Source organism: Bacillus sp. DX3.1 (assembly GCF_030292155.1).
Lineage (GTDB): Bacteria > Bacillota > Bacilli > Bacillales > Bacillaceae_G > Bacillus_A.
Map to the genome: position 1 here is coordinate 2,434,069 of NZ_CP128153.1, position 13,111 is coordinate 2,447,179.

Sequence of the window (13,111 nt, forward strand, 5' to 3'; positions counted from 1 at the left end):
CCGATGTCATTACGTTTATCATCGTTATAATGATAGTCAATACGATAGGGGGACATACGTCTTCATTACAAGTTTGATAAGTATGATAGGATAAAAAGAAATCCTCAAGCTCATATTTACATTATAAGAAAGCGGATTTAATTGCTTCTTAACGATTTCTTAATTATTTCTTAAAATCCGTTTTAATAGAGGCAAGGAAATTTAACTGTAAAGAGATAAAATTTTCGTTCTGGAGGGGTGCTTCAAAAGTTTAGTTTGATGACGATAGAATAGCACTCCATATAGGATTAAATAAATAGTTAGAGGCACAAGCATGGTATAATGATATGGAGCAGTAAGCTTTCTAATTAAAACTAAGAATTTGATATCCTAGAAATTTATAATTTCGAAAGGGGCATTAGTATGTATACTAATCTAGAACAACTAACAAAACATCCTGTATTTCATCATTTTGCAGAAATTTCAAAGATTCCAAGAGGATCTGGTAATGAGCAAGAAATTAGTGATTATTTAGTGAAGTTTGCACAAGAGCGAAATTTAGAGGTTGTGCAAGATAAAGCCTTAAACGTGATTATAAAAAAACCAGCAACTGCGGGTTATGAGAATGTGCCTGCTATTATTATTCAAGGTCATATGGATATGGTTTGTGAAAAGAACCAAGCAACAGTTCATGATTTTGAGAAGGACCCGATTCAATTACGAATAGTTGGAGATATGTTGTATGCAAACCAAACAACATTAGGTGCTGACAATGGGATTGCAGTTGGTTATGCGTTAGCATTGTTAGACGCAAAAGACATTCCGCATCCAGCTCTTGAAGTTGTCATTACTACAGAGGAAGAAACAACAATGGGCGGTGCTTTTGCGGTTGATCCGAAGCATTTTGATGGGAAAATCTTTATTAATATCGATTCTGAAGAAGATCATAAATTGTTAGTGAGCAGTGCGGGTGGAGCAAAAGCAGTTGAAACCATTCCAGTTGTATGGGAAGAAGTGCCTGCTGATACGGCAGCATATCGTTTATACGTTGGTGGCCTAAAAGGTGGTCATTCCGGTATGGAAATTGATAAAGAACGCGGAAATGCTAATAAAGTGCTAGGTAGAGTGCTTCATGATTTATCAAATGAAATCTCATTTGATATTAGTGAAATTCATGGTGGATTAAAAACAAACGCAATTCCACGTGAAAGTATCGCGACAATTTTACTTTCTGCAGGTGATGTGCAAAAGGTAGAAGAGAAAGTAGAAGAATGGACACGCATTTTACAAGAAGAACTACGTGCGGTTGATCCAGATGTCCATGTTTCTCTTACAAAGTTAGAAGAAATTGTGGAAACAGTATTTGCAAAAGAAACACAAAAACAGCTTATTTCTTCTTTATTCTTAATTCCAAATGGTATTCAAAGCATGAGTATGGATATTAAAGGACTTGTTGTAAGTTCTACAAACTTAGGTGTTGTCGAAACGTTACATAATGAAATCAAGTTAAGAAACGAAGTAAGAAGTTCTGTAAGTAGCTTAAAACAACATATTGTAGATGAAATTAAGCACATTGCAGAATTAGTTGGTGCGCAGTTCGAGAAGGAATCTGAGTATCCAGAATGGCCCTATAATCCAAATTCACCAATTCGTGATTTATTTGAAAAGGTGCATAAAGAAAAATATAATAAAGATGCTGAAATCTTTGCAGTACATGCAGGCATTGAATGTGGTGTGTTTGTCCAAAAAATGCATGGATTAGATGCAATTTCACTTGGACCAGACATTTTTAATGTTCATACACCAGATGAACATATTAGTATTTCGTCTGTAATCAATAACTGGGAATACTTTATCGAAGTAATGCGAGAAACAAAATCACTTGTTTAATAGCTCGAAAAAACTGTCTAAGATTTTCTTAGGCAGTTTTTTCGTGTTAAAAATAGTAAATAATCGATGGATTCAACTCATTATGTGGTAAAAGTGTGTGTTGTTAAATATTAGATGGCTATTATAAAGTGAAACTTTTATCAGTGGGGTTTTCTTCATTTCCACTGATAATTAGCCCTCACCAATCGGGCTTTTACGGGCAGTTATCTCCTACCTATCTTCTTTGTTTCTCTCTCTCTGAATCTTGATATTACTGCCCGTTAATGCGGGATAAAAGAACAACTGGCAACGAGTATATTACGTATATGAATTTTTAGCACGGAGATCACTATAATTATAACTTTCATTCGTTTTTTTATAATAAATGCCTTTATAGTTCATATGTGTATACAGTTCTTGGATTGTCTGCATAACTTATAATAGTCATATATATAGTGAAACTTTTATCAGTGGAGGGAGGGCTTTTACGAGCAGTTTATCTTCCACCTAACTTCTTTGCTTCCTGCCGAACTTTGAGGTGGGGGTGTGACTGCCTGTTAATACGGGAGAAAAATAGAAGTGTGACAGGAGAGATATTATGAAAGTCATAATTTTGTGTGGAGGAAAAGGGTTAAGAATGAGGGGAGTTCTAGAGGATGTGCCTAAACCATTGGTGCGAGTCCAAGGGAAACCAATCATTTGGCATATTATGGACTGGTATAGTAAATTTGGCCATGAAGAATTTATTTTACCATTAGGATATAAGGGAGAAAAAATTAAAGAATATTTCATGGATTATAACTGGAAAGAACATGATTTTATGCTAGATTCCTCGAAAAATCAATATCAATTATTAGAGAAAATGGAGCAGTGGAATATAACGTTCATTGATACAGGAATAGAAACAATGACTGGAGCAAGGGTGAAAAAAATTGAAAAGTACGTAGATGATGAGATGTTTTTATTAACTTATGGGGATGGATTAGCTCATATAGATATTAATGAACTTATAAAATTCCATAAGGAAAAGGGGAAAATTGCAACATTAACTGGAATCAAGAAGAATAGTCAGTATGGTGTATTAGAGGTTGAAAATGGAATTGCAAAAGATTTTAAGGAAAAGCCAATACTTGATGCTTTAATAAATGGAGGGTTTTTTGTATTCAATAAAGAGATATTTACTTATTTAAGCGATGAGAATGAGTGTATTCTTGAAGAAGAACCCTTACGTAATTTAATAAAAAATAATGAACTAGCAGTTTTTGAATATGATGGATTCTGGATTGGAATTGATACACCGAAAGATCTTAAAGATGCGAATGAAAAATGGGTTCCTGACAGAAGAAATTAGTTGAAAGGAGCGAATAGACATTGAATTTCAAACATGAACTAGAGTTTTTACCAGATATTTATATTCCTTCTGAAGTAAAAAAAGATATTCAACCATCTCAAGACCATCCAATAACAAATCAAATAAAAAACCATGTAGTGAATAAAAGTATCCAATTAGCTCGTAATAAGCAATCCAAACACGGAAAACATGTTTGTGTCATAGTAGGAAAAGAATATGTATTGAAGGTAATTGCATTACAGCAATCCCTAATACAGAACACAAAAGAGTTTACATTGTGGATTTGTTGTATAGATTCATTTGCGTATTCAATATTGGAAAAATTAAATTTAAATAATGTTATCCTCTTGCAAGTAGAAGAATTGGAAGATGAACAACTAAAAAATGTTAAGAAAAAAAGAAAAATTAATGAATATTGTTGGACTTTAAAGGCTGTGCTTATTGAGTATTTGTTGGTAAATTATAATTTATCATCTGTTCTTTATTGTGATGGAGATTTATTTTTCTTCGCTGATCCTTCACCTATATTTGATGAATGGGGAGATAATTCGGTTTTTCTTTGTCCTCAAAGGGACCGTGATTGGGTAGAACAAAAATATGGGAAATACCAAGCGGGATTAATAGGGTTTAAAAATGATGTATATGGGTTAAAGAGTGTAAGGTGGTGGAAAGAAAAATGTTTAGATTGGTGCAGTGCTGAACCTGATAGGGGAAGATTTGGAGACCAAAAGTATTTAGATTATATCCCTATTTATTTTCCAAAAGTAAAGATATCAAGAAATCTAGGAATAAACGCAGCTCCATGGAATTGTATTTATAATAACGATTATAATATTTCTAAAAATCTTAATGAAGTATATATCGAGACAGATAAATTAGTTGTTTATCATTTTGCATGTATCACAATTTTTAGTGAAAATGATTTTGATCTTTGGTCCTTAGGAGAAATCTCAATACCTAATAATATATTGGATTGTATTTATACTCCTTATTTAAATCAAATCCAGTTAATTCTTGAAGAATTAAAACCAAAAATTGGTGAACAAACAAGGGAACTCTTAAGTACAAAAGAGGTACAAGAAGCACAAACTTTATATAAAGATTCTCAATTAAGAAGAAAAATGAATCAATGGGAGAAATTCTTGAACTTTTCATTAATTATAAGTCGAGAATATTTAATTAAAGGATTAGCTTGTTACTATTCACTAGAAAAACAAGGGAAAAACTTTACTGTTTGGATTTGTTGTATGGATGATCTAACTTATCGGATTTTAACAGAAATGGAATTAAAAAATGCCATACTCATTCACGTAAAAGAAATAGAAAATAAAGAACTCTTAGATATAAAGGATGAAAGAAGCTTACAAGAGTACTGTTGGACGTTAAAAGCTCCTTTATGTCTCCATATTTTTAATTATTATTCTGAGGTTGATCATATTATATATTGTGATGCAGATATGTACTTTTTCTCAAATCCTAATGTAATTCTAGATGAATGGTGGAAGTATTCCGTTTTTCTATGTCCACAGAGAGGCACAACAGAACTTGAAAGTGTACACGGTATGTATCAAGCTGGGTTAATTGGATTTAAAAATGATAAAAATAGTAAGGATATTCTAAACTGGTGGAAGGACAAGTGTCTAGAATATTGTCGAGATATATATGATGTTGAATTTAATAGATGGGGAGATCAAAAATATTTAAATCATATTCCTGATTTATTTTCTAATATTAAAATCATGAATCACAAAGGAATTGATGCTGCACCGTGGAATTTGATTTTGAATAATCATGATTATGTAGGAAGAGAAGACAACAAGGTTTTTGTGGATAATGATGAATTAATTGCTTTTCACTTTGGGAGCATGCAAATTTTTAATACAGATGAATTTGATTTATGGAAACAGGAAGCTATAAAAATTGATCAACCAATTTTTGAAAATATTTATATTCCTTATATTGAAGAGATAAGAAATACATGTCACATACTTCGTAATACTTTTAGAAACCCTCTTACTCCTTTATATGTAGAAACATCAGATAAATCCTCAGCGAAAAACTATGTTAGGTATCCATCCTTCCGTTTAAGGCGTAATTCATTTTTCAGTTTGGTTTAAAAATTAGTAAGGTTTATTCTTCGTTTTTAACATCCTAATTAAATCAACAGGTCTTGTTCGATTATTAGGGAGCATTCAAATATATTAAAAGCTATTTAAAAGGGGAAAATAATAATTTTCAATTCAATCGTATAGTTTATCCCCCACCTCAAAGTTCTGCAAGAAGGAAAGAAGTTAGGTGGGGGATAAACAGCCCGTTAAATCCCGATTGGTGAGGGTTAATGATCAGTAGGTGATGAAGACCCCCCCACTGATCAAAGTTTCACTTTATATTTTCTACAAAAAAATTCACAAATGAGATTGTTATTTTTCTCTTATGCTTATGAAGATAATTATATAAATACAAATTAAAAAACCGACATAAAACCTTTCTTTTTAGGTGGGAGAGAGCATCCGGCCATGCATAGAAGCGGTCAGATCCTATTCCTGCCCAGACATAGTGAAAACAAAAAGAGAAAACGAGTGCAGGTCACCTTTTGTTATCCATAGCCGCGCTATATGTCGAAAAATCAAAATGGATTTATATAAATAGGTGTAAAAAAAGGATGAAATGATGATGACTGACCCTTTTAAAGATAAAAAGGTAATTGTTACGGGTGGATACGGATTTGTTGGTTCCCATTTAGTACAGAGATTATTAAAACAACAGGCAAAAGTAGCTGTTTTAACAAGAGAAACATCAAATCCTTGGCGCCTTAAAGAAGTATTAAGAAGTATTGAACTATATAAGGTAGATATACGAGATAAAATTCAAGTTCAAAATGCCATAAAAAAATTCAATCCAGATTACATTTTTCATCTTGCGGCATATGGAGTAAATTCGTCTAATACAAACTACATGAGTGCTGTTGAAACGAATGTTATAGGTACCATTAATATCATTCAAGCTGCAAAACTAGTAGATTGCAAAAAAATTATTAATATTGGAAGTAGCTCGGAATATGGAAATAAGACAGAACTGATTCATGAAAATATGGTATTAACACCTGTAGATATTTATGGAAGTAGTAAAGCATCGGCCACAATAATAGCTCATCAAATTGCCTCTGAAAATAATATTAATATTATAACTCTCAGACCCTTTGGGATATTTGGTGAAGGTGAAGAATCACATAAATTATTTTGCCATATCATTTTACATGTATTGCACAAGAGAGACGTAAATTTAACGTTATGTAATCAATTGAGGGATTACTGCTATGTTGAAAATATCATAGATGTTTGTATGTTAGCAGTTGAAAAGGAATCTGTACAGAATGATATTTTTAATATTGGAAGTGGTGAAATCTATCCATTAAGGTACTATGTGGAATTACTCTTTAAACACTTGCAGACAGATAAAAAACCGAATTATGGTGTATTACCTTATAGAGACAATGAAAGATGGGTTCCTAAACCAAATATTAATAAAGTTAAAAAGATGCTTTCCTGGGAGCCGAAAATAGCTATTGAAGAAGGAATAATCAGAACTATTAATTGGTATAAACATAATAAGCATTTGTATCCGGATATGTAAAACTAGAAAATTACAGTCAAAAGGTGTGAATCACTTGTTAAACAATGGCTTTAATAATGTATTTAAAGGAAAGAGAGTTTTAATTACAGGTCACACAGGCTTCAAGGGTTCTTGGTTATCGATATGGTTACAAGAATTGGGAGCGACCGTTATTGGATATTCTTTGGACCCTGAAAATAAAAATGATAATTTTGTTTTAACGAATATCCAAAATGAAATGATTGATATTCGCGGAGATATTAGAGATTTTAATAAGGTGAATGAAGTTTTTAGTCAATATAAACCTGAAATTGTATTTCATTTGGCTGCACAATCACTTGTTAAATATTCATATCATCATCCAAAATATACGTATGAAGTAAATGTTATGGGAACGATGAATGTATTGGAAGCAATCAGATTACATGAATCAGTTAAAGTTGGAATTATGGTTACAAGTGACAAATGTTATGAGAATAAAGAATGGGTTTGGGGATACCGAGAAAATGACCCTATGGGCGGGCATGATCCATATAGTTCTAGCAAAGGGTGCTGTGAACTTTTAGTTTCTTCTTACCGAAATTCCTACTTTCAAGAAAAAAAATATGAGCACCATCAAAAGGTAATTGCTAGTGTTAGAGCTGGTAATGTAATTGGTGGGGGGGATTGGTCAGTAGACAGAATTATCCCCGATTGTATACGGGCGTTGGAAACAAATAAAGAAATTATTATTAGAAATCCCAATACAGTAAGACCATGGCAACATGTACTGGAACCTTTAAGTGGTTACTTACTTCTAACGGAAAAAATTTTGAAAGAAGGAACTCATTTTTCAGGAGCATGGAATTTTGGCCCAAAACCAAGTAACATCGTTACTGTAGAAGAAATTGTTACTCGAATGATAAAGATTTGGGGATCAGGAAATTGGATAAAATCAAATGCACATCAGGGAGAATTACATGAGACTACATTATTAAACCTTGATATTAGTAAATCCAAATTTAAACTTAAGTGGGAGCCAAGATGGTCCCTTCAACAAGCATTAGAGAGCACAGTAGAATGGTATAAAATTTATAATAAGCGTACAAATGTTAGAGAAATATGTGTCAATCAAATTAAAACATATTGTAACTGTTAAACAAAAAGAAGAGAGATTTTTATAGTTTAAAGTAGTCATCAATATACATTGGTGGCTATTTGATTTATTAACGAAACCTCAAGCATGAATTGCTGAGGACTAATGATCAGTGGAAGATGAAGAAAACCCCACTGATTAAAGTTTCACTTTATGTGCAACATGATTTTACGGAGAAGGTAATTAAATAAATACAGATTAAAAAACCGACATAAAACTCTTCTTTTTAGGTGGGAGAGAGAATCCGGCCATGCATAGAAGCCGTCAGATCCTTTTCCTGCCCCGTGCCAAGTGAAAACAAAGAGAGAAAACGAGTGCAGGTCACCTCTTGTTATCCATAGCCGCGGCTATATGTCGAAAAATCAAAATGGATTTATATAGTAAATGAATACATGTTTTTTCATAGAAACATAAAACTAATATATATAAAAGCTGTTTGGAGTTTGAGGTTATACAAAAAAACGATTTCAAACAGCTTTATATTATGTATGCTAATCAACTTTCCATCCTAAAAAATACAAGTATTCATTACAATTATGTTAAATTTGCTCAGCGTTACATAAACTAACAAATTTTGACTTGTTGGTCTTGGTATAGTAGTAATAATTAAAAGAATCAGTTTTTAATCAATTGAAATGTAAATGGTTTAACAACATAAAAAATATATAAAGGAGAATCCCCCATGCGAAAAGAATTTGAAATTGATGAATGTTCTTCTATTGAAGAACAAATTGATTACTACAGGAAATGTTTATCAGTACAAAATCCAGAGCAAGTAGTAAAGTACTTAGAAAAACGATTGGAAAAATATATAGACACTTTAAAAAACGCAGACTTGTATCCTGAAAAGATTATATTATCTATAAAGCACCTCATTTTGGAATATTCTCTAGATATTGCCATCATAAAAAATTATTTAGATATAAAGAACTAATGTATTGAAATCATATGACAATGAAGAATAAAGTGTATGTGTTTTTTATTGAAGTACCGCTAGAAACAAAAGCATTTGTGTAATCAGTATTGAAAAAACTGTCTAAGAAAGTCTTAGACAGTTTTTTCAATTGTGATATATACTTATTTAATGTTTTGGATGTGAACCAAGAGATGTATCATATAAATAAAAATTTTTGGAAGAGGAATATCCGCGCAAGAAGGAAAATCAAATGACATATGCTCGTGTTGAAAGATATACAAGGTTATTCACATGAGAAATTACATAATTTCATGTACCGTATTAATAGTTAAAATAAAAAGAATATATAAAAACAAGAAATAAAATCATCTATTAAAATAGACTCTTTTTATTTATCCCGCATTAACGGGCAGTAATACCCCCACCTCAAAGTTCAGCAAAAAGCAAAGAAGTTAGGTGGGGGATAAACTGCCCGTAAAAGCCCGATTCATGAGGGCTAATGATCAGTGGGGGATGAAGAAACTCCCCACTGATCAAAGTTTCACTTTATCCAATAGACAAAGTGTGCGAAAAATAAAAATTGACATATAGTATTTTAAGTGCAAAAATAAAGTGAGTACTCACTCATTTTTTTATAAAAGGAGGAGATTTCTTTTGTATCAATCTGCTGTAATTTTACATGATGTATCAAAGCAATTTGGAAAAAAAGAAGTGCTTCATCGTATTTCACTGAATGTAGCGGAAGCAGAGATTTTTGGTTTAGTAGGTCCTTCTGGTTCAGGTAAAACAACCCTTATTAAAATGATTGCTGGTATTAGCGAGGCAACGACAGGGAGTGTAACAGCTTTACAAACGAAAATGCCTAACTTAATTGGGATGAAGCGAATTGGTTATATGGCGCAAGCGGATGCTCTTTATGAAGAACTGTCAGCTTATGAAAACGCAGATTTTATGGCAACGATGTATGGTTTGAAAGGCAAGCATAAGAAAAAGAGAATCGAAGAAGTTTTTGCTTTAGTTCAGCTTTCCCAGCATGCGAAAAAGCAAGTACAGCATTTTTCAGGTGGTATGAAGAAGCGTTTATCGCTTGCAATGGCACTTTTGCATGAACCGAAACTTTTAATTTTAGATGAGCCAACTGTTGGGATTGATCCTGTACTACGAAAATCAATTTGGGAAAAGTTTTATGAGTTAAAAAAACAAGGAACAACGATTATTGTGACAACACACATAATGGACGAAGCTGAATTTTGTGAACGTCTAGGTTTAATTCGAGATGGGAAGTTAATTGCAACAGGTACACCAAATGAGTTAAAGAAACGAACTTCATCAGGACGGATTGAAGATGTTTTTTTACTGGAAGGAGCGATTGAATTATGAGAGTAGGTGGTGTTGTCCTCCGTATTATTCGTCAATTTTTCCGAGATAAACGGTCGCTTGCGATGATGTTTGGGGCTCCGATGTTACTTCTGTGGCTACTGTCGCTTGTATTTACACAAGGAGAGTATAAACCGCATATTGCATTGGTAGATGTACCTTCTCCTATTGCCGAATCTATGAAAAAACAAGATGCTACGATTTATGAGTATGATAAAGAAAAAGCACATACTAAATTAGAAGAACAACAAATAGATGCCATACTTACTCTAGAAAATGGGAAAATGAAAGTAACGTTAGAAGGCAGTGACTCTTCAAAAAATCGTGCAGTATTACAAGTACTACAAAAGAGTACTGAGAAAAAAGAAATGACAGCAATGAAACCTGGGGTTAATTATTTACATGGCTCAGCAGACTTTTCGATGTTTGATGGACTAGGTCCAGTATTAATTGGATTTTTTACGTTTTTCTTTGTCTTTATTTTATCGGGTGTATCCTTTGTACGTGAGCGGCTGAGCGGAACGCTAGAAAGATTGTTATCCACTCCAGTGCGGCGCTGGGAAATTGTTGCCGGGTATATTATTGGTTTTGGTATATTTGCATTTTTACAATCAGTTTTAATTGTAAGCTTTTCTGTCTATATTCTCGATTTATATGTTGCGGGATCACTGTGGCTGACGTTGCTGATTACATGTATGCTCTCATTAACTGCATTAACGCTAGGAACATTCTTATCAGCATACGCAAATAATGAATTCCAAATGATTCAGTTTATCCCGCTAGTCATTGTTCCGCAAATTTTCTTTTCTGGTTTATTTCCAATTGAATCTATGAATAAGTGGCTACAAATGCTCGGGAAGTTATTCCCACTCACATATGGTGCTGATGCGATGAGGCAAGTGATGATTCGTAACCAAGGGTTTAGTGAAATTGCAAGTGATCTTGGCATCCTACTTCTTTTTGCAGTTTTATTTGTAGTTGGAAATGTATTTGCTTTGAAAAAACATCGCAGAATATAATAGATACAAAAAGGAGCTTTTCAAATGAAAGAAGATTGGCTAGAAGAATTAATCGCTGCTACTGATACAGACAAGCGTAATGAACGGCAAATGCGTATATTAGAAGCAGCGGTTGATATGTTTGGAGAAAAAGGCTATGCATCGACTTCAACGAGTGAAATTGCAAAGCGTGCTGGCGTAGCGGAAGGAACCATCTTCCGCTACTATAAAACAAAAAAAGATTTACTATTTGCGGTTGTGATGCCGACTTTAACGAAATTTGCTGCACCATTTTTTGTACAATCTTTTGCGAAAGAGATATTTGAAGGCACATATGAATCTTATGAAGACTTTTTGCGTGCAGCGATTCGTAATCGTTTTGCTTTTGCGAAAACGCATTTTCCTATGTTGAAAATTTTAATGCAAGAAGTTCCATTTCAACCGGAGTTAAAAAATGAAATTCAACAGTTGTTAGCAAAAGAAATTTTTTCACGTTTTGAAAAGATCGTCGTACATTTTCAAAAACAGGGACAAATTATTGAAGTACCCACACCTACTGTATTACGTTTTACATTATCTTCTGTTGTAGGGTTTATCTTAACGCGATTTTTACTTTTACCTGAAGAAAAGTGGGATGATGAAGCCGAAATAGAATATACCATTCAATTTATATTGTACGGATTAACGCCTCGGAGGTAATTGGATGAGACAATTTGCAACACCAACAGTTGTTGTAAGTAAGTGTTTAGAATTTGAAGCGTGTCGTTATAACGGTGATAAAATCCCTGACCTTACGATTCGGAATTTACAGCCTTTTGTTACATTTATTCCGGTTTGTCCTGAAGTAGAAATTGGTTTAGGCATTCCGCGTGAGACAATTCGGATTGTAGAGGAAGATGGTGTTCAAAAACTAGTGCAACCTTCAACAAAAGAAGATGTGACAGAGAAAATGAAACATTTTTCTGAGGAGTTTCTTTCTTCATTACCTGATGTAGATGGGTTTATCTTGAAAAATCGTTCTCCAAGCTGCGGGACTAGAGATGTGAAAATTTATACAGGATTTGAAAAAGCACCAGCAAAAGGAAAAGGTGCTGGTCTATTTGGTGGTACTGTTTTAGAAAAATTTTCGCACGTTGCAGTGGAAGAAGAAGGTAGATTGTCGAATTTTATTATTCGTGAACATTTCTTTACAAGATTGTTTACAATTGCTCATTTTAAAACGTTAAAGGAAAATAAAAGTATGGAAGAGCTTGTTTCCTTTCAAACGGATCACAAGTATTTATTTATGGCATATAATCAGACAAAACAAAAAGAATTGGGCCGCATAATTGCAAATCCAGCAAAGGCTCCCCATGAGGAAGTATTTGAAAACTATGAGAAAACATTATGTGAATTATTAGAGCGTACACCTCGCTATACATCAAATGTAAACGTATGTCAGCATATTTTTGGATACTTTAAAAAGGATTTAAAAAAAGAAGAAAAGGAACATTTTCTATCACTCCTTCATAAATATGTGGAGAAAAAAATTCCACTTAGTAATTTGCTTGCGCTTTTAAAATCATGGGCTCTTCGGTTTGAAGAAGACTATTTATTGCGACAGACATACTTTGAACCGTATCCAGAAGCACTAGTAGAAATTTCAGATTCTGGAAAAGGAAGAGATTATTAAACAAAAAACTACATAATTCGACTTTTTTATTCCTATGTTGTTGTAGAACAATGTAGGAATTTTTTTGTGCATGAGTACAGAATCTGTTTTAAAATTAAATTATGACAGAATTATAGAAATTATCTAACTACTAATCGTGCTTTAGACATGTAATGTTTGTAGTACAGACTCGCACGCTGTCGAAATCCGAAATTCGATAAGG

The 13,111-nt window shown here is 33.1% G+C and carries 10 protein-coding genes; all 10 read left to right on the plus strand.

All coding sequences use genetic code 11. The features are described from left to right. Positions 1-402 precede the first annotated feature (402 nt). The 10 genes from QRE67_RS11935 to QRE67_RS11980 all read left to right on the plus strand — a co-directional run bounded on the left by QRE67_RS11935 (position 403) and on the right by QRE67_RS11980 (position 12,909). On the plus strand, positions 403-1,869 hold the full coding sequence (locus QRE67_RS11935; protein ID WP_286125034.1) for an aminoacyl-histidine dipeptidase: 1,467 nt from the start codon (positions 403-405) through the stop codon (positions 1,867-1,869). 577 nt (positions 1,870-2,446) lie between these two features. Further along, positions 2,447-3,199 (plus strand): sugar phosphate nucleotidyltransferase, encoded by a 753-nt coding sequence (locus QRE67_RS11940; protein WP_286125035.1) that lies wholly within the window; start codon positions 2,447-2,449, stop codon positions 3,197-3,199. A gap of 20 nt (positions 3,200-3,219) precedes the next feature. Continuing rightward, a complete protein-coding gene (locus QRE67_RS11945; RefSeq protein ID WP_286125036.1) occupies positions 3,220-5,316 on the plus strand; it encodes a glycosyltransferase in 2,097 nt (698 codons plus the stop codon). A gap of 556 nt (positions 5,317-5,872) precedes the next feature. Further along, a complete protein-coding gene (locus tag QRE67_RS11950; protein ID WP_286125267.1) occupies positions 5,873-6,832 on the plus strand; it encodes an NAD-dependent epimerase/dehydratase family protein in 960 nt (319 codons plus the stop codon). A 34-nt stretch (positions 6,833-6,866) separates the two neighbouring features. Beyond that, on the plus strand, positions 6,867-7,949 hold the full coding sequence (rfbG, locus tag QRE67_RS11955) for a CDP-glucose 4,6-dehydratase (RefSeq protein ID WP_286125037.1): 1,083 nt from the start codon (positions 6,867-6,869) through the stop codon (positions 7,947-7,949). A gap of 679 nt (positions 7,950-8,628) precedes the next feature. Then, a complete protein-coding gene (locus QRE67_RS11960; protein WP_286125038.1) occupies positions 8,629-8,880 on the plus strand; it encodes a hypothetical protein in 252 nt (83 codons plus the stop codon). 636 nt (positions 8,881-9,516) lie between these two features. Then, positions 9,517-10,242 carry an ABC transporter ATP-binding protein gene (locus QRE67_RS11965; protein ID WP_286125039.1) on the plus strand — a complete coding sequence of 242 codons (726 nt, stop codon included), beginning with the start codon at positions 9,517-9,519 and terminating at the stop codon, positions 10,240-10,242. Beyond that, on the plus strand, positions 10,239-11,258 hold the full coding sequence (locus tag QRE67_RS11970; RefSeq protein ID WP_286125040.1) for an ABC transporter permease: 1,020 nt from the start codon (positions 10,239-10,241) through the stop codon (positions 11,256-11,258). The genes QRE67_RS11965 and QRE67_RS11970 overlap by 4 nt, the downstream gene beginning before the upstream one ends. Before the next feature lie 24 nt (positions 11,259-11,282). Continuing rightward, positions 11,283-11,936, plus strand: coding sequence for a TetR/AcrR family transcriptional regulator (locus QRE67_RS11975; RefSeq protein ID WP_286125041.1), 654 nt, complete (start codon positions 11,283-11,285; stop codon positions 11,934-11,936). A 4-nt stretch (positions 11,937-11,940) separates the two neighbouring features. Continuing rightward, positions 11,941-12,909: a YbgA family protein gene (locus QRE67_RS11980; protein WP_286125042.1), complete on the plus strand. Its 969-nt coding sequence runs from the start codon at positions 11,941-11,943 to the stop codon at positions 12,907-12,909. Positions 12,910-13,111 lie beyond the last annotated feature (202 nt).